This is a genomic window from Chryseobacterium sp. C-71 (assembly GCF_020911865.1).
GTDB lineage: Bacteria > Bacteroidota > Bacteroidia > Flavobacteriales > Weeksellaceae > Chryseobacterium.
Genome location: NZ_CP087131.1, coordinates 2,608,176 through 2,631,698, shown reverse-complemented (window position 1 = coordinate 2,631,698; position 23,523 = coordinate 2,608,176). Strand labels below are relative to the sequence as shown.

The window sequence follows — 23,523 nt, the reverse complement described above, 5'->3', positions numbered from 1 at the left end:
AGTCGTAAAAAGTTAAAATTATTTAATTAAGAAATTGAATTTATCCATATTCTTAAGTGCGATACCTGTACCACGTACAACGGCTCTCAAAGGATCTTCAGCTACAAAAACCGGAAGACCTGTTTTCTTGTGAAGTCTGTCTGCCAAGCCTCTCAACAAAGCACCACCACCAGCAAGATAAATACCTGTTTTGTAAATATCAGCTGACAATTCCGGAGGTGTAAGAGAAAGTGTTTCCATTACTGCATCTTCAATTCTGATGATCGATTTATCCAAAGCACGAGCGATTTCTTTGTAGCCAACCATAATTTCTTTTGGTTTACCAGTAATCAAGTCTCTACCTTGTACTGGAATATCTTCAATATCCACATCAAGATCTTCAACAGCAGAACCTACTTCAATTTTAACTCTTTCAGCAGTTCTCTCACCAATGTAAAGGTTATGGTGTGTTCTCAGGAAATAAGCAATATCATTTGTAAATACATCACCTGCAATTTTAACAGATTTATCACAAACAATACCTCCCAAAGCAACGACAGCAATTTCTGTAGTACCACCACCTATGTCGATGATCATATTTCCTTCAGGTTTCTGAACATCAATACCAACTCCTATTGCAGCTGCCATTGGCTCATAGATTAACCTTACATCTTTAGCGTTTACTTTTTGAGCAGAATCTCTTACCGCTCTCTTTTCAACTTCTGTAATTCCTGATGGAATACAGATTACAATTCTTAAAGCAGGCTGAATAAATCTTCCTTTAATCCCAGGAATTTTCTTGATAAACTCCTTGATCATGTGCTCAGAAGCATGGAAATCTGCAATGACACCATCTTTCAACGGACGAATTGTTTTGATATCCTCATGAGTTTTACCCTGCATATGTTTCGCCTGCTCACCTACTGCGATTGGCTTACCTGTAGAACGCTCAATTGCAACAATTGATGGCTGATCTATAACAATCTTGTTATTGTGGATGATAAGCGTGTTGGCAGTTCCAAGGTCTATCGCAATGTCTTGCGTAAACATATCGAATATACTCATAATTTTGTCCTGATTTAAGTTTACAAAGATATAAATTAATGACTACTTATGAATAATATCATGAATATAATTTGGTTAAAATTTTATTAAATTTTAAATTTTTCATTAATCTTTCGTTTATCTAATTTTTACAGATTTTTCAACATAATTTATAGCTTTTTACGATATTTATCATACATAATATCAGCAGACGTTTAATTTAAAAATCCTTAAATTTGCAATGCTTATGATACAGTATTCTAACATACATCAGACGACAAATTTCGCTGTACTTTCAGTGAGTTATGAGAAGGCAGATGTAGAAACAAGGGGCAAATTTGCATTCTTCGACGAAAATATAAAAAACTTTGTCACCCGTATTCACGACGAAAATCTCGGCGACGCTTTTGTGGTATCCACCTGCAACAGAACCGAGATCTATACTACGACATCCAACTATCTTTTTGTAGCTGAAGAGTATTGCAAAACGATTGGCGTCAACCTTTCAGACTTCCTGCCTTTTGCCAATATTTTAACAAAAGAAGAAGCGCTGAAACATTTGTTCAGAGTGGCAGCCGGTTTGGAGAGTCAAATCATTGGTGATTTTGAAATTATCGGACAAATCAAGAAGGCATACGCCCGTTTTAAGAAAGAAAGACAGAACTCGAATCCTTATTTGGAACGATCGATCAACTCTGCGATTCAGATTTCTAAAAGAATTAAAAACGAGACGGCAATTTCCAACGGTGCGGCTTCGGTTTCATACGCCGCAGTACATTATATTTTAAACAATCAAAAAAAACTGAACGAAAAAAACATCTTGCTTCTCGGAGTGGGTGAAATCGGACAGAACACGGTTGAAAATTTGGTAAAACATATTTATCAGCCTAAAATTAAAATAGCCAACAGAACTCAGGAAACTGCGGCAAAAATTTCCGAGAAATACAATATTCCTAATATTGATTACACTGATTTTGATAAAGAAATTGAGAATACCGATATTTTGATTGTAGCCACTGGTGCAAAAACCCCCATCATCAACAAATCTCATTTTCAAAACGGAAGAGAAACTTTGGTGATTGATCTTTCGATCCCGCATAATGTTGATAAAAGCGTTTCAGAACTCAGTCATGTTACTTTGATTGACGTTGATGAGCTCTCGAAACAAATTCAGGAAACTATACAGCAGAGAGAAAAAGAAATCCCAAAAGCTGAAAAAATCATCAAGGAAATGACTAAAGACTTCCTGGAATGGGAGAAAAAGAGAAAACTGGCACCAAACATTCATCATTTCAAAGCGGTCTTGAAAAACATGGAGCGCAACGAAATGCACAATTTCTACAGAAAAAATAAGTACATCAATATCAACGACATGGAGCTTTCTGAGAAAATGATTCAGAAAATTACCAACCGTTTTGCAAAATATATCATCGATAACCCTCTTAAAGCCGAAGAAATTAGTAAATTAATGCACGAAATATTAGTTGAACAACCCAATAACGAATTCAATGAAAAGCATTAGGATAGGAACCAGAAATTCGGCACTTGCTCTTTGGCAGGCAAGAGAAGTAGCCAGGCATTTACAAAACAATAATTACCTTACGGAGATCACTCCCATCGTTTCTTCGGGAGATAAAAACCTGAATCAACCCCTATATTCTTTAGGAATAACAGGCGTTTTTACAAGAGATTTGGATGTTGCTTTGTTAAATGACGAAATTGACATTGCCGTACACTCCCTGAAAGATGTACCCACGCAACTTCCACACAACATTGAACTGATTGCCCATCTTGAAAGAGATTACCCACAGGACGTTTTAATCAGAAGAAAATCTTCGCAAGACAAAGAATTTCACGAGCTGAAACTGGCGACAAGTAGCTTGAGAAGACGTGCTTTTTGGTCAAAACATTATCCCGACACTCAGTTTTTTGATATCAGAGGAAATATCCAGACGAGATTACAAAAACTGGAAGAACAGGATTTCGACGCCACCATTTTATCTCTAGCCGGAATCAAAAGAATGAAAATGGACATCAATTACGAGATGCTTCCAGTAATGATTCCTGCCGCTTCGCAAGGTGTGATTACAATTGCCGGACATTCTGAAAAACCGGAAATCAACGAGATTTTAAAATCAATCAATCACAAGCAAACCCAAATCTGTGTAGAAATGGAAAGAAATTTCCTGAGTACACTTGAAGGCGGTTGTACCGCTCCAATTGGTGCTTTTGCGGAAAAAATTGGAAATCAAATTCGTTTTAAAGGAGCGCTTTGTTCGCTTGACGGAAAAAACTATATCGCCATTGACGAAAGTTTTGAATATAATGAAGAAGAAAATTTCGGTGAAAAATTTGCTAACATCGTATTAGAAAACGGCGGAAGAGAATTGATGGCAGAGATTAAAAGTCAGCTGTAATGATTCGAACCTTAACATTAATTTTTTTGAACCATTAAGATTTATTAAGGGGTCAAGTTTGGTTAAGGGAATTTCTAAAGAAATTTTTAGCAAACTTCTTAGTTCGGGTTTATCTAAATCTTAACATTTCTTTATATCTAAAACATCTTAATGTTTGAATTAAATTTTTGAACTTTACAGAACTGTTTTTAATTTAAAGTTTCAAATCGATGAAAAAGTACTTTTCCATAATCTTATTCCTGTTTTTTGTTTTTACAGCGAATGCTCAGAATCAGTTTGCTCAAAAATTATCTGATGCAGCCTTGAGTTTAACAAAAAACCGAGTTACTTACGATCCCGCTTATTACTCAATCAAATATCCAAATGGTGATGTCGCTGCTGATAAAGGAGTGTGTACGGATGTTATCATCAGAGCGTACAGAAAACTCGGAATTGATCTACAGAAAGAAGTGCATGAAGATATGAAGATGAATTTTTCTAAATATCCTAAAAAGTTCGGCTTGAAAAAGCCTGACACCAATATTGACCACAGAAGAGTTCCAAACCTGATGGTTTTCTTTGCCAAATTCGGGAAGTCAAAATCTATCGAAACCAATCCTGTACTGTATGTTCCCGGCGATATTGTAACATGGCTTCTACCCGGAAATTTGACACACATCGGAATTGTAGTCAATAAAAAATCGGCGGATGGAAAAAGGTATCTAATTGTTCACAACATCGGTGGCGGACAGGTTATTGAGGATTGTTTGTTTAAATTTACTATTACAGGACATTATCAATATCAGAAATAAATATTCATGAAAAACCTGATTTGCTTTCTATTTTTATTGATATTAAATTTCTCTCCTGCACAACAAAGTGAGTTTAAAATAGTCAATAAACCTATCAATTATTCTGAGGAGAGAATTCGGCTCAGTTTAGAATATTTGAAAGATCATCACGGCTTGACTCAAAAAACACCAACGATTATTCCTAAAATGATTGTTTTGCACTACACGGCTGGCGGAACAGTGGAAAGTAATTTTAAATACTTCAACAATACCCATCTCGAAAGCGCTAGAAACACTTTAAAAAAACAAAGTACATTAAATGTTTCTTCACAATACATTGTTGACCGAGACGGAGTAATTTATCAGCTGATGGAACCGAATATATTTGCCAGACACACCATTGGTTTAAATTATTGCGCCATCGGAGTTGAAAATATAGGAAGTAAAAAACAGCCGCTCACAGAAAAGCAAGTTTCTGCAAATGCTCAGCTAGTAAGATATTTAACTAAAAAATATAAGATCGAATATTTAATCGGTCATTCGGAGTACGGAGTTTTCAGAAACTCTAAGCTCTGGAAAGAATCTGATCCTAAATATTTCACCGGAAAAGAAGATCCTGGAAAAGATTTCATGAGCAAAGTAAGACTTCAGGTTGCAGATTTAAAACTAAAAGACAAACCAAGTAATTAATAAGACAAAAACTTTGCGTGCTTGGCTAAGTGAAACGCCTCAGCGAACTTAAAAACAGTTAGTAGTAAAAAAAAATCTTAGCATCCTTTGCGTTAAAAATTATATTCTTATTTAAATGTAAGATTTAGAAAATGAACATTTTATTTACCAAAAACATCGATTCCGAATTGCTTTCGAAAGAATTAGGAAACGACATTTCGGCTGAATGTGTTGAGGTCATTCGGATAGAAAATTTAAATGTTGAAGTATTTGATTTAAAAAATTACTCGCTGATTTTCACAAGTTCAAATGGTGTGAAATCTTTTTTTGAGAATCAATTTAAACCAAACGAAGATTTTGCCGCAAAAAACTACAATAAAATCTACTGCGTCGGCGAGAAAACAAAAAGAGAAATCAGAAAAAACGGCTTCGGGACTTTTAAAGTTTTAAAAAATGCTGAAACGCTTTCCAAATTTATTATTGACAACTGCGTTCACGAAAAATTTATTCATTTTTGTGGAAACCTGGCCATTGATGTGCTCGACAAAAAGCTTCCGCTGCAAAATATTAACTACAAAAAAGTCACTGTTTATAAGACAGAAGAACTCCATCCCAAAATTTCGGAAAAGTATGATGCAATTGTGTTTTTCAGTCCGAGTGGAGTCCGTAGTTTTTTGAAAAATAATCCTTTAAATCATTCAAAAATTTTCTCAATTGGAAATACAACTTCCAAAGAATTGAAAAAAAACACTCAACAAAAAATTTTCACAAGCAATAAAAATAATCTTGCAGATTTGCTTTCTGTTATAAAAGAAAATTTACATTAAAAACACAAATTCTCGCCTTTAAAATGAATACAGATATCATTCTTAAAAATATCGCCAGACACATTTCGCTTACCAAAAAAGAAGAGGCCTATTTTATATCGTTATTGACAGAGAAAAAACTTAAACCTAAACAATATCTGGTAAAAGAAGGGGAAACCTCAAGATATTTAACTTTCATAAATTCTGGCTGTTGCAGAGCTTTCACCATTGACCAAAATGGATTTGAGCATATTTTATATTTTGCATCACAAGACTATTGGTTAGCAGATACTTACAGCTTTCTTTCACAAAAAACCGGATTACTAGACATTCAAACAATGGAAGAAACAGATTGTCTTCAGATAAGTAAAAAAAATCTGGATCTTTTATATCTTAAAGTTCCGAAGTTTGAAAGACTTTTTCGCATTCTTACAGAAAACGCTTATATAGAAGGACAAAACAGAGTCCTTGAAGGTTTAAGTTTATCGGCTGACAAGCGATATGATATTTTCAAAAGAAAATACTCAAAAATAAAACACTTGCTTCCTCAGAAGCAGATTGCCCTTTATCTCGGTGTAACTCCGGAATTTTTCAGCAAAATGAAGAAAAAAAAATAAATAAAAACTCTTAATCTAGGTTATTAATTTTAATTTAGAATTATCCAATTTTTGCATTCTAAAATAGAATCATTGGATATGAAATTAAATTTAAAATCAATGGCATCAATAGTTTTGATGTCAATCTCTGTACAAACTTTCGCAAGTACACCACAATCTGTAAATGTTATTAAATTCGGAGATGCAAATACCTTATTTTTAGGAGATAGCAAATCTGCAACGCTTTACGCTTACACCATCGAAGCAGGCAAAAATCCTGAAGCCCAAAAGGCTTACAACATTCACGATTTGAGCAGTAAAATTGCAACTTTTGCAAAAGTAAATGCAACGGATATTATTGTTCGTGATATGGCGATAAATCCTTTATCAAAAGAGGCTTACATTGCTTTCGACACCAAATCTAAAACGGGTTATACTTCCCAAATAATTATTGTAAACCAATCGGGAACAATCCGAAAATTTGATTTGGCTGGCACAAAACATACGGAAGTAAAACTAAATGACGCTCCTACAAATGATGTGAAATTTTGGGACAAAACACCGATGCGTTCAATGACTTTTACCGATATTGATTTTTATAAAGGCAAAGTTTACATCAGCGGAATGTCTAATGCAGAATTTTCTTCAGCATTGAGAATTGTTGATTTTCCTTTTAATAATACCAAAGTAGCAACCTCATCTGTCGAAATTTTTCACGGTGTTCACGGACAAAACGAAACCAGAGCACCTATCCAAACCTTGCAGTTTGTAACCTTAAATAATGAAGATTATATTCTGGCAGCTTATACTTGTACGCCTTTGGTTTTAATCCCGGTAAAGGAAATCAAAGACGGAGCTCACATTAAAGGCAAAACGATTGCCGAAATGGGTTATGGAAATACGCCTATCGACATCATCAAATTCAAATCGGAAGGATTCGATAAAAAACCTTACGAAGGCATCATCTTAGCCAACAGAAACAGAACAGCGCAATTTGTCAAAATTAACGATATTGCCGCTAGTTCTAAATTGGAAGACATCGGTTATGCTGGAATGGTAGAACATTCGGGAACGCCAGTAAATAATCTTCCAATGACGGGATTACTTCAAATGGACGACCAAGACGGTTACCACATTGCAACGATGAGAAGAAATGACGAAACCGGAAGCTTAGAACTTATTTCTTTCCTGAAAAATCTGTACTTGAGATTAGATGAATTTGTATCGGAGTATGACCAGCCATCTTATAAATATGAAGGTCAACAATTGCAAATGAAAGGGTATCAGAATATGATGATTCAGGATTTGGGAAAAGATAAGTTTTTGAAAAATTAAATTAAGATTTTTTGATTGCAGTTACACACTATAATTGTGTAACTGCATTAATCATTTATTTATCATGAAAACATCAAGATTAGAAGCATTCAGTGATGGAGTTATCGCCATCATTATTACCATCATGGTATTGGAATTAAAAGCTCCCGAAGAAACTAATTTGAAAGGTTTAATTTCAATTGCACCCATTTTTATAAGTTATTTGAGCTTTATATATGTCGGGATTTATTGGAACAGCCATCATCATCTCTTCCAAATTACCGAAAAGGTAAACGGAAAAATACTTTGGGCCAATCTGCATCTTCTATTTTGGCTTTCGTTAATCCCTTTTACCACTTCGTGGATAGGTGAAAATCATATAGAAGCGATGTCTGTTTCACTTTATGGATTTGTATTTCTGATGAGTGCCATCGCATTTTTAATACTAAAAATTCAAATTCTTAAAAGCAGTGAAAAAACGGCAACCATCCACCAAATGATTGGCTCCCATAAAAAAGAATACCTCTCTTTTGCCATTTATATCGTGGGGATTTGCTTGGCATTTATCAATACTTACATCGCAATTATCGGTTTCATGTTTGTTGGTGTGGTTTGGTTTTTACCAGACGCTAAAATTGAAAGAGAAATAAGTAATTAATAACCAATTCAATTATTGATGTTAAGAGTTTTCTTTATCCTTTTATTTACTTTTTCAGCAGCTCTCGCTCTTGGTCAAAACAATAGTCCAAAAGTAGTTGCAATCTATCCAACAACAGATTTTATTCCCGTGAATATTCTTCGGTTTTATATTCAATTTTCTAAGCCGGTGCAGGAAATGGATATCCTGAAACACATAAAACTAACCAATGAAGAAGGCAAAAATATTACAGGTGTATTTTTTGAAAATCAGTATGAACTCTGGAATGAAAACCGAACTAAAGTTACATTAATTGTTGACCCGGGAAGAGTAAAATTGGGACTTTTTGCAAACAATACGATGGGACGTGCCTTTGATGTTGGTAAAAAATACACTTTGACTGTTGATAAGGATTTGATGGATTTTGATGACCAAAAATTAGCACAAAATTTTACAAAAACATTTGTTGCCATAGATGAAGATATGCTGCCTCCAAAAACAAGTGAATGGAAAATTACAGTGCCAAAAGCGAGAAGCAACGATGTTCTTTCTATCGATTTTAATGATAAAATAGACCATATTTCTGCACAGACGTTGATTAAATTTTTCTTTAATAATGGAGAAATCAAAGGGAAAACAGAACTCGAAAATCAGGAGCGAAAATTAGTTTTCAAACCTACAAAAAAATGGAAAAAAGGAAATTATCAAATCATTGTGAACCAGCGGCTAGAAGACATTGCCACAAATTCTGTAAATCAAATATTTGACCACAAACCTTCTGATTTCAATCAAAATAATAATGAAAATTTCGTTATAAACTTTACAATTCAATGAAAAAATATATAGTTCCCTTTTTTGTGATTTTGGTAAGTTCGCTTTTTGTAAAAGCACAAACATTACCTCCGATAAAAGCATTACGAGCCGACGAAAATTACGATATACTGCTGCAAAACGACAGTCTTCGTAATGCTTCTTTTCTCAATCAACTCAAAGCAATTCCGCTTAACAATAGTAAATCTGTTTACCTAAATATCGGTGGCGAATACCGTCCAAGATGGGAACATACCGACAATAAAAACTGGAGCAGTAAAGAAACCGCAGATGAAGATTTTTATTCTCAAAGATTGATGTTTCATACTGATTTGCATTTGGGAAAATATGTTCGTGTTTTTGGACAGCTTACGCACGGTTTAATTTCTTTGGAAGAGCCGGTTTATACACAGTCTGACAAATTAGATTTGCATCAGGCATTTGCGGAATTTACCGTTCCTATAAAAAACTCAACATTAAAATTACGGGCAGGAAGACAGGAATTATTGTTAGGTTCTGGACGTTTGATGGCGTTTCGTGATGGGCTCAACAGTCGCAGAAGTTTTGATATGGCCCGATTTATTTTTGATAATAAAATGCTTAATGCCAATTTATTTCTTGGAAGAGAAGTAAAAGTTCCCAATGGTTTTTTTGATAATAATTCCGGCAACGCTCCTTACACTTGGGGAGGCGGAATAAATGCCAAAACAGAGAAAATTCTGGGAAATTCTTCATTATATTACATCGGGTTTGATACCAAATTGATAAAATATAATGACGGTGCCAATCCCGAAACAAGACATACCATTGGTTTAAGAAGATGGGGGAATGTTGGAAAACGGTTTAAATACAATACTGAAATCAATTATCAGTTCGGGAAATTTGGAGACAAAACAATCAGTGCCTATTCTATCGAAGGAGATTGGCATTTTACATTAATCAACACAAAATTCAAACCTGATTTCGGGATAAAATTAGATTACATCTCGGGAGACAAGAATATAGGAGATAATAAAATGGGAACTTTCAACCCTTATTTTAATAATCCTGCCTATTTCGGTTTAATCACACAAGTTGCCGCTATGAATATGTTTGACATTCATCCATCAATAAAATTGCAATTGAACAAAAAACTCACTGCAACAGCAGAAACCAACTTTTATTGGCGTGCACAATTGAATGACGGCTTATACAGCGGATCTAAAGCTTTATTAAGAGCATCAAACAACAACAAAAGCCGATGGATTGGTTGGCAAGGCGGATTAAAATTTGAATATGAAATCAGCAGATATATTAAATTATCTAACGAAACTTACTATTTTGCAGCAGGCGATTTCATCAAAAACACAGGAGAAAGCAAAAACACTTTTTATAATGGATTGACAATGTGGATTGGGTTTTAGTTCTGTTTTGAAGAATGGCATAAAAGCAGTAAATTTGTGCAGTTGTAATTTATTCGGATTTAACGTTTAAACCTTAAAAATTCCTGAAAATTACATCAGCTAAATTTCTATTCATATAAAAATAATGATTAAAAACGACCTATATTTAAAAGCACTTCGTGGCGAAACCGTAGAAAGACCACCGGTTTGGATGATGAGACAGGCAGGAAGATATTTACCTGAATTCATCGCATTACGTGATAAATACGACTTTTTCACAAGATGTCAAACTCCGGAACTAGCTTCTGAAATTACCGTTCAGCCGATCAGAAGATATCCTTTGGATGCTGCGATTTTATTTTCTGACATTTTAGTCGTTCCTCAGGCAATGGGAATTGATTTTAAAATGAAAGAAAATGTAGGCCCATGGTTGGATAATCCTATCAGAACGATGGAAGATGTGCAGAATGTGATCGTTCCGGACGTGAATGATACTTTAGGCTACGTTTTTGATGCGATTGAACTGACTTTAATTAAACTAGACAACGAAATTCCGTTGATTGGCTTTGCAGGTTCGCCTTGGACGCTTCTTTGCTACTGCGTGGAAGGAAAAGGAAGTAAAGCTTTTGATATTGCGAAATCTTTCTGCTTCCAGCAGCCTGAAGCTGCACACTTACTACTTCAGAAAATCACAGATACTACGATTGCTTATTTGAAAAGAAAAGTGGAAAAAGGAGTATCTGCAGTTCAGGTTTTTGATTCTTGGGGCGGAATGCTTTCTCCACAAGATTATCAGGAATTTTCTTGGCAGTACATCAGTCAGATTGTTGAAGCTTTGGCTCCTTTAACGCACGTTGTGGTGTTCGGAAAAGGATGCTGGTTTGCTTTGGAAGATATGACAATGTCGCCAGTTTCTGCATTGGGTGTTGACTGGACGATTAAACCTGAACTGGCGAGAACACTGACGAATCACACAATGACACTTCAGGGAAATTTTGACCCTGCGAGATTACACTCAACTCCGGAAACCATCAAGAAAATGGTGAACGAAATGATCAATCGTTTCGGAAAAGACCGATATATTGCCAACTTGGGTCATGGAATTTTACCTAATATTCCTTTGGAAAATGCGGAAGCGTTTATCAGAGCGGTGGTAGATTGGAAGCCGAATAATTAATTGCTCTCTCCCACAGATTTCCTTTAGATTTGCCAAAGGATTTAGCATTAACTTAGATAATAATTATAATTCTGAAGAACCAGAGAAAATAAAGTGAACTAAACAGATTGCCAGAACAGAACTATTCTGTGTATCAGACTTTATTTTCTCTTTTGAATTACTGCCATTTAGAATGTTAAGCATTGAGGCTTATTAAAGGTTTTAGCATCATTCAAGGTTGGTTCATTCAGGCTTATTCCTAAATCCAAAATTATGAAAAATTATTTTGTCGGAATAGACATTTCTAAAGATACATTGGATGTCTGTGTAATGAGTGAGAATGACGAAAAAGAGATTTTCTTTAAGGTAGAAAACTCGGTTGAAGGAGTTGAAAAGATGATTTCAACTAACGTAAGAAAGGATTCCCAGTTACGGTATTGCTTTGAAAACACCGGTAACTACGGGCTTCTTCTTGCTAAAATATTAGAAAACCATAATCTGCCTTATTATCAGATTCCTGCCTTGGAAATAAAGTTGAGTCAGGGAATTCAGAGAGGGAAAAATGATAAAGTAGATTCGTGGAGAATAGCAAGGTATGCAAAAGTTCACTGTAATGAACTCAAACTCCATGCTCTTCCGGAGAAAGAAATTCTTATGATAAAAAACCTTCTGACCTACAGAAACCATTTGATAAAGATAAGAACGCAGTTTAAAAATGAGAAACAATCTTTTCATCAAATAAATAAAATTGCCGATGTTAGCTATCAAATAGATGAGATTGCAGAACACATCAAACGATTGGACAACAATATTGATTTGGTAGAAAAAAGAATACAGCAGGAAATTGATAAACAACAGCAAATAAGCACGAATTATAAGAAAATAACCAAAGTAAAAGGAGTAGGTATGCTGACCGCTGCTTATATGATTGTTTTGACTAATAATTTTACAGCGTTTCAGAATCCCAGAAAATTCAATTGCTATGCAGGTTTAGCTCCCTTTGAGCATTCCTCGGGAACGAGTATTAAAGGAAAGACCAAAACCAGCAAGCTTAGAAATAAGAGGATTAAAACGGTACTCTTTAATGGTGCAAATTCGGCAGTTATTTACGATGAGGAGCTAAAATCTTATTACAAGAGAAAAAAAGAAGAGGGAAAAGCCCATAATTCCATTATTAATGCTGTTTGCTGTAAACTTGTTTACAGAATGTTTGCCGTTATAAAAAGAGAAGAACCTTTCGTAAATTTAGTGAGATATAATTTGCATATGTCTTAGAATACACAGATTTTATTTAGCAAAAACTATAAAAGCAAACTCCCTTTCAACAAAAGCTGAAAGGGAGTTTTTATGTTTAAATTAAATTTCTGAAAAATTACGCCAGCATTCTCTGTGCTTTTTTCACACCTTCAACTAAAAGATCAATCTCTTCAAATGTATTGTACACTGCAAAACTTGCTCTCACCGTTCCTGCAATATTAAAGAAATCCATGATCGGCTGTGTACAATGATGTCCGGTTCTTACGGCAACGCCCATTTTATCGAGAATCATTCCGACATCTGAGGAAATTCCCATTCCAATTAAGTTAAAAGAAACAACTCCAGTTCTGTTGGCATTTTCACCATAAACTTTTAAACCTTCAATTTCTAAAAGATGTTTTTGAGCGTATTCAAGTAGCGCATTTTCATGATTTTGTATATTTTCATGACCGACTTTATTGATAAAGTCAACCGCTGCACCTAAAGCTATATTACCACCTACGTTTGGAGTTCCGGCTTCATATTTAAAAGGTAATCCTGCGTAAGTAGTCTGATCAAACGAACAAACCGCAATCATCTCTCCTCCACCGTGGAATGGCGGCAGATCTTCAAGAACAGCCTGTTTTCCGTACAGAATACCGGTTCCCATCGGAGCGTACATTTTATGACCCGAAAACACAAAGAAATCACAATCTAAAGACTGAACATCAATTTTGAAATGCGGAGCAGATTGTGCACCGTCTATAACAATATATGCATCTGAATTCGCTCTTGTTTTCGCAATAATTTCTTCAATCGGATTAACAATTCCTAAAGCATTAGAAACCTGATTCACAGAAACGACTTTTGTTTTTTCATTTAAAAATTCATCTAAATAATCCAACTGCAGAATTCCGTTTTCATCGATTGGTATGACACGAAGTTTTGCGCCGGTTCTTTCACACAACAATTGCCAAGGAACGATATTCGAATGATGTTCTAGGTATGAAATGATAATCTCATCGTCTTTTTTTAATTTCCCTGTGAGAATATAAGCGATGAGGTTGATTCCTTCTGTGGTTCCTTTCGTGAAAATAACTTCAAAATCATGTTGAGCATTAATGAATTTCTGGATTTTTCTTCTCGAAAGCTCCATTTCTTCTGTTGCCAACTGACTCAACGTATGAATTCCTCTGTGTACGTTAGCATTGATTTCTGTATAATATTGATTCCAAATTTCAAGTACTGAATTTGGCTTCTGTGATGTTGCTGCATTATCTAAGTAAACCAACGGTTTACCATTCACTTGCTGGTTTAATATAGAAAACTGACTTCTTATTTCCTGAATGTCAAACATTTATTACAATTTTTATGATTAAACGTTCTTATTTAGAACACCTCAAATTTACGACATTTTATTCAAAAGTCTGCCAGATCAATAGAGTGATAGATTTCATCTAAAACAAAAAAACCTGCCAATAAATTGACAGGTCTTGTATTTTGATTAAGAAATTTCTTATTCAGCTGCTGCTTCTTCAGTTGCTGGAGCTTCTCCTTCAACTTCAGTTGCAACTTCTTCTTCATCGTCATCATCTGCCATAGCACCACCTTTCGCTGCATTTCTAGACATTTTAACAGCTACAACAACTGCATTGTCTGGGTGTACGAAAGAGAATCCTTCAGTTTTAATGCTACCTACATAAAGTTTGTTTCCAATCTTCAATGAAGTAATGTCTACAACTACCTCGTCTGGCAAGTTTGCAGGAATAGCTTTTACTTTCAACTTTCTGAAAGACTGACGTAAAACACCACCAGCTACAACACCTTTAGAACGACCTGTTAATCTTACAGGAACTTCCATTACTACTGGCTTATCGTCAGATAATCTGTAGAAGTCTGCATGAATAATTTTGTCTGTAATTGGGTGGAACTGAATATCCTGAAGAACAGCAGGAATTACCTGTCCGTCAACTTCAATAGATACCGTGTGTGCTTCAGGAGTATACACTAAACCTTTGAACGCTTTCTCTAATGCAGAGAAGTTCAATGGCTCGCCACCTCCGTAAACAACACAAGGAACTAATTCAGCATCACGTAAAGCTTTTGTCGACTTTTTGCCCACGCTTTCTCTTTTTGTACCTTGAATTGTAATAGATTTCATTTATAAAAATTTAAAAATTGTTTTGATTTTAATTTGCAACCTGCTAATTATCAATTAAATAACAAACTTACTGCTAATTGATTGATGCTCGTGCACCATCTTCATAACGTCAGCAAATAATGGGGCGCAAGATAGCACTTTTATTTTAGATGACAAATTAGTTTTCACAGGAATTGAGTCAGTTACAATAACTTCCAGCAATTGTGAGTTCTCAATATTCTCATAAGCCTTTCCTGAAAGCACACCGTGAGTCGCCATTGCTCTTACAGATTTTGCACCTTTTTCCATTAAAATACCTGCAGCTTTACAAAGTGTTCCTGCGGTATCAATCATATCATCGATAAGGATCACGTTTTTACCCTCCACATCCCCGATAAGGAACATTTCTTCGATTACGTTTGCTTTTTTTCTTTCTTTGTAAGCAATTACAACGTCTGCACCTAGGTGACCTGCATAGTTTTTCGCTCTTTTTGCACCACCCATATCCGGAGAAGCGATAGTCAAATTATCAAGATTCATATCTCTGATGTAATCTACAAAAATTGTAGAAGCATACAAATGATCAACAGGGATTTCAAAGAATCCTTGAATTTGGTCTGCGTGCAGATCCATAGTCATGATTCTGGTTGCTCCGGCAGCAGTTAAAAGGTTTGCTACCAATTTTGCTCCGATAGGTGCTCTTGGCTTGTCTTTTCTGTCTTGTCTTGCCAGCCCGAAATATGGAAGCACAACGGTAATGCTTTTAGCAGAAGCTCTTTTTGATGCGTCAATCATTAGAAGAAGCTCTAAAAGATTATCTGCCGGTGGAAATGTAGAAGCAATTAGGAAAACCCTTCCTCCTCTTACAGATTCGTCTAGCACAGGTTCAAATTCACCATCACTGAACTCCTGGATGATGATTTTCCCTAATTCTTTCCCATAGTGATGGGCAATTTTTTCTGCTAGCTCCTTACTAGTTCTTGTCGAAAATAGATAACTTTGTTGCTCGGCCATTTTTACTTTTTAAAAGATTTTGCAAATTTAAAAAAAAACCACAAGAATCAATCCTGTGGTTTCGTTTTTATTTTTTATTAAATTTTACGGAAATGTGACTCCCGAATATTTATTTGGATCTACCTGTGGCAATGTAGACTTATACTTTGCGTTGATAGATTTTATAAATTCGTTAGCAACGATGGCATAACCTCTACCTGTAAGATGTACTCCATCTAGAGAGAATGCTCCTCCGGTAACAAATGTTGCAGTATATTTCACGCCATTCCAAGAAATTCCTGATTTTGAATTTAATTCTGACATTTTCGCATTCATATCAACAAATGCAAGACCATAAGAATCTGCCATTGCCTTAATTGAAGTATTGTAAGCTTTAACGGCTGTTCCAATATTATTTACTTCATCTATTGTTAAAGAATACTGATCTCCGATTGGGAAACTCCCACCATAAATAAACACTGAACTAGGTGTTGCAGGTTGATTAGTCGTCGCGTCTAAACCTAATAAACTACTAGATGTAAGAAGCATTAATTCTCCCGGTTTAGCTTGACGTGCTCTTCCGAAAGCATTTCCTATAAATGCAGCCTGAGCAGCAGGAACACCTCCTGCAGTTAATGCACCCGTAAGCTGAGCTGAAAGGTTTGTCAATTTATTATCAATAATGAGAACAGGATTATTTCCTGCTACAACAGGGTTAATTCTGTCTCCTTGTCCAAATGCTGTAAGAGCAGCCTTCAACGGTCCATAAAGCTGTGTATTTAAAGCCTGAGCCTTTGCAGCGTCTAAAGGAATAGCATTATAAGGAACTCTTGTGAAAAACGGAATATTGGTCACATCAGGAATATTCCCAATAATTCCTTTTGTAGATCCTACACTTTTTAAACCATCGAGAACAGCCTTTATAGAACCCGCCACAACATTAGCGTCTGAAATATCATTTGATTTATAAGTTGCAGGATTAGTATTTCCAGTTTGAACTGTTGCAGCTGTATAAGTAGTTACACCTCCTGTTGTTTGTGAATTGGTTCCTCCGTTTGTCGCATAAGATAGTACGTCGTTATTTCCTATCCAAAGAGAGAAGAATGTTGGCTTTTGTACCATCGCATCTGCCAAAACACTTGTTGTTGCAGAAGAAGCAAATCGTACAAAATATGGATTTGCCGTACCTGTGCCTAAACCTGCGAGACTACCATAATTTGGAGCAACTAAATGAAAAGATTTTGCACCAGGAACACCCAAATTATTATAAGGTCTTCCAGCCGACACATTATCCAGAGCTGCAGCTGCAGGAGAAGCACTTGGAGCCAACGCTCCGTTAGTCATTTTCAAAACAAGCTTTCCGGGAAAACCAGGTAAATTTGTAAAACCTCCAACATTATTTGGCATCATAGGTTGCTTAAACCCACCACCGCCTGCAAGTTTCATCTGCATAGCAATCATGCTCGGATAAGATTCATTTTGGCCGTCACTGTAAAGTGTTCCGTCTCTATATCCTGAAGTTAATGAGTTTCCTAACGAAACATAGTTTGAGAAATCTGCTTCACCTCTGGTAACTGCGATATCTTGTACATCTGTATCAAAATCTGTTTCGCAACTTGTTGTAAAGAAAAGTGCAGAAACAGCAAGTGTAGATATTATTATTTTTTTCATATTAATTCAATTAAAAAGGGTTGTAAGATAAACCTAGACCAAAATAGAATGCTTTTGCCTTAGCCTGACCGTAGAAACCAAGATAATCATTTTTCACGTCTCTGCTTTGTGGCATTACATATCCACCGGCAACATCAACTCCGAATTGTTTAAATTTAAATCCTAAACCACCTGTCAATACAAAAGAATCGAAAGAAGGTGTTTCAGGGATAAAGTTTTCGTCATCATAAGGAGACTCGTCATAGTAAGCACCTAAACGCCCGAAGACCATATTGCTGAACATATATTGTGTTCCCAATCTAACGGTTTTAGAATTCTTAAAGTTTTTAGGAGCCACAAGAACTGTTGGGTCTGCCTGATTTCCGATTGGCGCATTTGCAAAGTCTAATGTCAACTTGCTATATCTAGACCATCCGTGATAATTGAAATCTGCCGAAACCAACCATTTAGGAGTTACTTTATAGGTCATACCAATCGTATATTCATCCACTAAAGGTAATGTAGCGGTAAAACCATCTTGTCCGGCACCGTTTAATCCTAATAACGTATTCACAGTATTCTGTGCAGGAACGGTAAATGTTGCAGTTCCTTTTTTAGCTTTCATATCAACTGGTGAGCGATAAGCAATACTCATGTCAAATTTTGGGTCGGGTCTGAAATAAAAACCAAAACCATAACCATGCCCGCTTGCTTTCTCATCATTAATATTGACTGTACCGCCAAACTGTGTAACAGCTTTATCCCAATTTACCTGCCCTCTAGCATAAATATAACTTGCACCAAAAGACAACCAATCTGCCATTTTCACAGAAACCATTGGCTGAAAATAGAAACTTTTCAACTCAAGTTTTTGTACCATTTCTCTACCTTCCCAATCATAAGGATACTGAATGGTACTACCGAAAGGTGTCGAAAAACTGAAACCAATAGATAATTTGTCGATCGGCTTGTACGCAATCGCAGCATAAATTGGTGTCCCCAATGGGTTATCTGTTTCTGTACTCTGTAAAGTATTTAAATTTTGAAAAGTAACTTTATTACTCGCTCCAAAACCTCCTGCAACAATACTTAGTTTCGAAGGGATGAATGACATACCTGCAGGGTTAAAGAATGCAACACTCGCATCTTCAGCATGAGCACTGGTGTGTGCCATTGCCAATTGCTTTACCCCTTGCAGAGAAACTCTGAAGCCCCCCGCATAAGACAGAACCCCAGCCAACAAAGCAGTTGATACTAATATTTTTTTCATAGACATTATTATATATTCCAAATATAAAATTATTTTGACTACGCTTGTTAAATAATCTTAATATTTTAAACAAAGTCACAAAAGAAAACTATGTTTAAAATAACACTTTATATAAATCACCCACTAAGTGACTATTTTTAAACACATTACAAAAAAAAACAAGCATATATTATTCACAATGTTTAAGCTTAAACATTTTACAAAATAAAGATTTACTATTTTTGGAATTTTGTAAAGATAAAAATCAATAAATTTGCAAGATTAAATAAATTATAATATATGAGTTGTGGATGCAAAACATCCGGCGATTCTGCACATTCTTGCGGAACGAAATCCGCGAATGGCTGTGAAAGTGTAAATACCTGTGGTAATAGTTATAAATTAAATGTTTTCGATTGGTTATCTAACGTACAAAATCCGGCATCTAACCGATTTGATTTTGTGGAAGTTAGGTTTAAAAATGACAGAAAATCGTTTTATAAAAATGTAAATAATATCCCTTTACATATAGGTAGCGTAGTAACAGTAGAATCTAGCCCCGGACACGATGTAGGAGTGGTAAGTCTCTCAGGAGAATTGGTAAAAATTCAGATGAAAAAGAAAAGATTTTCAACTGAAGACCCTCTTAAAATATACAGACTGGCTAACCAAAAAGACATCGAAGTCTGGCAGGAGGCGAGAAAAAAAGAAGAAACCGTAAAGGTCGACGCAAGAAAAATATCTCACAGATTAGGTCTTGAAATGAAGATCACTGACGTGGAATATCAGGGTGATGCCTCAAAAGTCACATTTTATTACACAGCAGATAACCGTGTAGATTTTAGAATGTTGATTAAAGAGTTTGCAGGTACTTTCAGAACCAAAATCGATATGAAACAGATAGGTTTCAGACAGGAAGCCGCAAAAATCGGTGGAATTGGTTCATGTGGAAGAGAATTATGTTGTTCTACTTGGTTAACAGATTTCAGATCGGTAAATACCAATGTAGCAAGATATCAGCAATTAAGCATCAATCCTCAGAAATTAGCAGGACAATGCGGAAAACTGAAATGTTGCTTGAATTATGAATTAGATAGTTATCTGGATGCATTAAGTCATTTCCCATCTTCATCTACAATGTTGGATACGGAAAAAGGAAGAGCTTTTTGTATAAAAATTGACGTTTTCAAAAAGAAAATGTGGTTTGCTTACGTTGATAGCTCAATGGCTTGGTACGATTTCGATATCGATTTAGTGAAAAAACTGATTGCTCAAAATAAAAAAGGCGAAAGAATTCTTCCGCTTGAAGAATTGAAAGTTCCGGATATTGCTTTACCAAGTGTAGATCTTATTCAGGAGAATAGTGTTGACAGATTTGAAAAGAAAAACAGAGGAGGTTTCAATAAAAACAGAAATCCTAATCAGAATCAAAACCCAAATCAGAGCAGACCGAATAACAATCAGGGACCAAGAAAAGACCGCCCGGAAAGGACTGACAGAAATGACAGACCCCAAAAAACGGATCGTCCTTCCAATGAGAGACCAGCAAATTCTGACAGACCAAAGAATACAAACCCGAATGCGAAATCTAACCCGAACCAAAATACTAACCAAAGACCGTCAAAGCAACAACAACCGCAGCAGCCAAAGGTTCAGTTAGTAAAAGCAGATGCGAGTGTAAATACTGAGCAGAAACCACAACAACCTCCAAAAAAGAAATTTAAAAAGAAATTTCCGCCCAAAAAAGATAACAATGCATAGAGTTTTAGGGGTTATAATGCTTATTTTTTTAGTAGGATGCAGCACTTCGGGTGAAGATGTCATCATGAATCCTATTGATAATAAATGGAGTAAAAAAGCCGAACAGAAATTTAAACTTGAAATTACGGATCCGCAAAATCCTAAAAATATTATATTTGTTGTAAGGAATAATAATGATTATCCTTACAGCAATATTAGATTTATTGTTAATTTTAAAAACCCAAAAAGCAAAATCGCAGAGGTTGACACGCTGAATTATATTTTGGCAAAACCAAACGGCGAGTGGCTGGGAACGGGATTTGGAGAAACAAAGGAAACTTTATTTCAGTACAAAACAAATTATAAATTCCCTGAAAAAGGAACATACGAAATTGGCGTTGCGCAGGCAATGCGAAACGATGCACTTCCGGGAATTGAAGACTTAGGTATAAAAGTAGAAACGGCTAAACCGTAATTATACATGGAAGAAAACAAACAAAATACAGGAAACAGAGGAAAAACATTCCCGCTTCCTCCTAAAAAGAATGCTAAAAGTACTGCTTGGAAAAGGTGGGTCAAATTCATTTGGGTTGGCTTTATCGCAGTAGTTTTAGGAATTTCAGGACTTTTCTTTGCGGTATCCCAAGGTTTTCTTGGTGAAATGCCTGATGTAAAAGAACTTGAAAATCCAGACATCTATGTTGCGTCACAGATTTTTTCTGCAGACGGAGTGCTTTTAGGCAAATTTGAGAAAGAAAAAACTCAGCCCGTTACTTATCAGGATTTACCACCACATCTTATTTATGCGCTGCAAGCTAAAGAAGATGAGCGTTTTAAAGAACATTCAGGTATTGACTTGAAATCTATTTTAAGAGCTGTAAGATTTGGAGGTGAAAGAGGTGGAGGTTCTACAATTACCCAGCAGTTAGCAAAACTTCTTTTTACAAAAGAACCGTCTAAAAACCCCGTAAAAAGAGCCATCCAAAAGCTTAAAGAATGGGTTGTTGCAGTAAGTCTGGAGAAAAGATACACCAAAGAAGAAATAATCACTCTTTACTTTAATAAATTTGACTTCACTTACAATGCCAATGGTATTGAAATGGCTTCAAAAATTTACTTCAACAAATCTGCAAAACAGCTAACATTACCCGAAGCTGCAGTTTTCGTATCAATGTTGGAGGCACCGATTGCAAATAATCCTTTGAGAAATCCGGATAGAGCAAAAAGAAGAAGAGACGTTGTACTTTCTCAAATGCTTGAAACAGGTTATGTTGACCAAGCAACCTATGACAAAGCAATCGCAACTCCAATCAATACAGATTATACTCCTATTAAAAACATCAACGATAATCATTCTGCTTACTTTAAGTTTTATTTAAAGAAAGAAATTGATAAATATCTTGAAGATTACGAGAAAGCAAAAGGTAAAAAACTGAATCTTTATAAAGACGGTTTGAAAATTTACGTGACGCTTGATTCTAAAATGCAGAAATACGCTGAAGAATCAATTAAAGAACACTTAACTGACCTTCAGAAAAGATTCGATGCTGAGCAGAGAGGAAGAAAAAACAGACCATTCTATTACTTAAATGACAAACAGGCGAATGCAGTAATGATGCAGGCCGTAAAAAGAACCGGACGTTATAAGCAACTTGCAAGAGCTGGTATATCGGAAGATTCTATTATGTTGGAATTTCAAAAACCGATAAAAACTTCAAGATTCACTTGGGCTGGAGAGGAAGAAGTTGAAATGTCACCTTGGGACTCTATCAGATATCATAAGCAAATTGCACAGGCAGGTTTGATGTCAATGGTTCCGGGAACGGGCGAAATCAAAGCATGGGTAGGTGGTATCGATTGGGAACATTTTCAATATGATCACATCAAACAAGGAAAAAGACAGGTAGGATCTACATTTAAGCCTTTCGTTTACGCTACGGCAATTATGAAATTAGGCTTAACACCTTGTTCTACAATTTCAAATGCTCCATACAGTCACAATGGCTGGAACGTTGGTGGAGGTCGAGGTGGAATGATTACTTTAAAAGATGCATTAGCCCACTCTCAAAACCCCGTGGCAGCACGTTTGATTGAAATGACGGGTGCCGATGCCGTAATTCAAACCGCAAGAGATTTAGGTGTTACAGAAGAAATCCCAAGAAACAATACAATTGCGTTAGGTTCTTCCGATATTACCATTTACGAAATGTTAGGAGCTTATAGTACTTTCGCCAATTACGGAAACTACAATAAGCCAGAGATGATCTGGAGAATTGAAGATGCCAACAATAGAGTGATAAAAGAAATTAATTCTGAGCCAAAAGAAGTAATGAATCCTAACTACGCATACACCATGATTGAATTGATGAAAGGTGTTGCTCAATATGGAACTGCCTCTGGGGAGCTTAGCAGACGAGGAATTTCTAAAGATGTGGAAATAGCAGGTAAAACTGGTACTACACAAAACAACTCTGATGGTTGGTTTATGGGAATTACTCCAAAACTGGCAACAGGAGCTTGGGTAGGCTGGGAAGACAGAGCAACCCATTTCTGGGGGACCGGTGAAGGTCAGGGTGCAAAAATGGCATTACCAATCTGGGCGATTTTCATGAAAAAGGTCTGGGCAGACAAATCGCTTAAGATTTCTCAGGAAGATAAATTTGTAAAGCCTGGTGAATGGAAAGATGGATGTAGCAATCTTCAGGGACTGAGCGGTGGTTATGGTGATGATGGCGGATTGCAAACCATTGATCAAATTAAAAATCCAAAACAGGCAGATCCTACACCGAAAAACAATTCGGGTAAAAAAGAGGACAATGTCAATGAAAATCTCAATACCGGAGAAGATATCGATTTTAATAAATAAAATTTTTAATAATTATTATAAGACCTTTCAATCACTGGAAGGTCTTTTTTTGGCCTTGTTTTCATAAAT

Annotated in this window: 21 protein-coding genes; 15 read left to right on the top strand and 6 right to left on the bottom strand. The window is 35.8% G+C overall.

Annotated features, from left to right (window positions below):
• Positions 1–18: 18 nt before the first annotated feature.
• The gene (locus tag LNP04_RS12135) at positions 19–1,044 is read right to left on the bottom strand and encodes a rod shape-determining protein (protein ID WP_129535330.1); all 1,026 of its coding nucleotides are present in this window, start codon (positions 1,042–1,044) and stop codon (positions 19–21) included.
• A 226-nt stretch (positions 1,045–1,270) separates the two neighbouring features.
• Between LNP04_RS12135 and hemA the strand changes: the two genes are divergently transcribed.
• The 12 genes from hemA to LNP04_RS12075 all read left to right on the top strand — a co-directional run bounded on the left by hemA (position 1,271) and on the right by LNP04_RS12075 (position 12,855).
• Entirely contained in the window at positions 1,271–2,545 is a 1,275-nt protein-coding gene (hemA, locus tag LNP04_RS12130) for a glutamyl-tRNA reductase (protein ID WP_229983223.1), read from the top strand.
• The gene (gene hemC / locus LNP04_RS12125) at positions 2,532–3,440 is read left to right on the top strand and encodes a hydroxymethylbilane synthase (RefSeq protein ID WP_229983222.1); all 909 of its coding nucleotides are present in this window, start codon (positions 2,532–2,534) and stop codon (positions 3,438–3,440) included. The genes hemA and hemC overlap by 14 nt, the downstream gene beginning before the upstream one ends.
• Positions 3,441–3,649: 209 nt before the next feature.
• Entirely contained in the window at positions 3,650–4,231 is a 582-nt protein-coding gene (locus LNP04_RS12120; RefSeq protein ID WP_229983221.1) for a DUF1287 domain-containing protein, read from the top strand.
• Positions 4,232–4,237: 6 nt separating this feature from the next.
• The gene (locus LNP04_RS12115; protein WP_229983220.1) at positions 4,238–4,900 is read left to right on the top strand and encodes a peptidoglycan recognition family protein; all 663 of its coding nucleotides are present in this window, start codon (positions 4,238–4,240) and stop codon (positions 4,898–4,900) included.
• A 131-nt stretch (positions 4,901–5,031) separates the two neighbouring features.
• Positions 5,032–5,706: a uroporphyrinogen-III synthase gene (locus tag LNP04_RS12110; protein WP_229983219.1), complete on the top strand. Its 675-nt coding sequence runs from the start codon at positions 5,032–5,034 to the stop codon at positions 5,704–5,706.
• A 23-nt stretch (positions 5,707–5,729) separates the two neighbouring features.
• Entirely contained in the window at positions 5,730–6,302 is a 573-nt protein-coding gene (locus LNP04_RS12105; RefSeq protein ID WP_229983218.1) for a Crp/Fnr family transcriptional regulator, read from the top strand.
• A gap of 99 nt (positions 6,303–6,401) precedes the next feature.
• Entirely contained in the window at positions 6,402–7,616 is a 1,215-nt protein-coding gene (locus tag LNP04_RS12100) for a hypothetical protein (protein ID WP_229983217.1), read from the top strand.
• A gap of 64 nt (positions 7,617–7,680) precedes the next feature.
• Entirely contained in the window at positions 7,681–8,253 is a 573-nt protein-coding gene (locus LNP04_RS12095) for a TMEM175 family protein (RefSeq protein WP_229983216.1), read from the top strand.
• Positions 8,254–8,271: 18 nt separating this feature from the next.
• Entirely contained in the window at positions 8,272–9,066 is a 795-nt protein-coding gene (locus tag LNP04_RS12090; RefSeq protein WP_229983215.1) for a hypothetical protein, read from the top strand.
• The gene (locus LNP04_RS12085; RefSeq protein ID WP_229983214.1) at positions 9,063–10,445 is read left to right on the top strand and encodes an alginate export family protein; all 1,383 of its coding nucleotides are present in this window, start codon (positions 9,063–9,065) and stop codon (positions 10,443–10,445) included. Before LNP04_RS12090 ends, LNP04_RS12085 begins: the two co-directional genes overlap by 4 nt.
• A 124-nt stretch (positions 10,446–10,569) precedes the next feature.
• Positions 10,570–11,601, top strand: coding sequence for a uroporphyrinogen decarboxylase (gene hemE, locus LNP04_RS12080; RefSeq protein ID WP_229983213.1), 1,032 nt, complete (start codon positions 10,570–10,572; stop codon positions 11,599–11,601).
• 252 nt (positions 11,602–11,853) lie between these two features.
• On the top strand, positions 11,854–12,855 hold the full coding sequence (locus LNP04_RS12075; protein ID WP_229983212.1) for an IS110 family transposase: 1,002 nt from the start codon (positions 11,854–11,856) through the stop codon (positions 12,853–12,855).
• A gap of 97 nt (positions 12,856–12,952) precedes the next feature.
• On the opposite strand, the gene LNP04_RS12070 is transcribed toward LNP04_RS12075, so the two are convergent.
• The 5 genes from LNP04_RS12070 to LNP04_RS12050 form a co-directional block, all read right to left on the bottom strand.
• Positions 12,953–14,173, bottom strand: a complete 1,221-nt coding sequence (locus LNP04_RS12070) for an aminotransferase class V-fold PLP-dependent enzyme (protein ID WP_229983211.1) — start codon at positions 14,171–14,173, stop codon at positions 12,953–12,955.
• Between the two features lie 159 nt (positions 14,174–14,332).
• The gene (locus LNP04_RS12065) at positions 14,333–14,977 is read right to left on the bottom strand and encodes a 50S ribosomal protein L25/general stress protein Ctc (protein ID WP_229983210.1); all 645 of its coding nucleotides are present in this window, start codon (positions 14,975–14,977) and stop codon (positions 14,333–14,335) included.
• A gap of 54 nt (positions 14,978–15,031) precedes the next feature.
• Complete coding sequence (locus tag LNP04_RS12060) at positions 15,032–15,970, bottom strand: ribose-phosphate pyrophosphokinase (RefSeq protein ID WP_129535336.1); 939 nt, start codon at positions 15,968–15,970, stop codon at positions 15,032–15,034.
• Positions 15,971–16,054: 84 nt separating this feature from the next.
• Positions 16,055–17,620 (bottom strand): G-D-S-L family lipolytic protein, encoded by a 1,566-nt coding sequence (locus LNP04_RS12055; protein ID WP_229983209.1) that lies wholly within the window; start codon positions 17,618–17,620, stop codon positions 16,055–16,057.
• Positions 17,621–17,630: 10 nt separating this feature from the next.
• Positions 17,631–18,869: an OmpP1/FadL family transporter gene (locus LNP04_RS12050; RefSeq protein WP_229983208.1), complete on the bottom strand. Its 1,239-nt coding sequence runs from the start codon at positions 18,867–18,869 to the stop codon at positions 17,631–17,633.
• A gap of 279 nt (positions 18,870–19,148) precedes the next feature.
• On the opposite strand from LNP04_RS12050, the gene LNP04_RS12045 reads away from it, so the two are divergent.
• Genes LNP04_RS12045 through LNP04_RS12035 form a run of 3 tightly spaced genes read left to right on the top strand, consistent with a single transcriptional unit; the run spans position 19,149 to position 23,454 of the window.
• Complete coding sequence (locus LNP04_RS12045; RefSeq protein ID WP_229983207.1) at positions 19,149–20,609, top strand: regulatory iron-sulfur-containing complex subunit RicT; 1,461 nt, start codon at positions 19,149–19,151, stop codon at positions 20,607–20,609.
• Positions 20,602–21,063, top strand: coding sequence for a gliding motility lipoprotein GldH (locus LNP04_RS12040; protein WP_229983206.1), 462 nt, complete (start codon positions 20,602–20,604; stop codon positions 21,061–21,063). Before LNP04_RS12045 ends, LNP04_RS12040 begins: the two co-directional genes overlap by 8 nt.
• A gap of 6 nt (positions 21,064–21,069) precedes the next feature.
• Positions 21,070–23,454 carry a penicillin-binding protein 1A gene (locus LNP04_RS12035; RefSeq protein WP_229983205.1) on the top strand — a complete coding sequence of 795 codons (2,385 nt, stop codon included), beginning with the start codon at positions 21,070–21,072 and terminating at the stop codon, positions 23,452–23,454.
• Positions 23,455–23,523 lie beyond the last annotated feature (69 nt).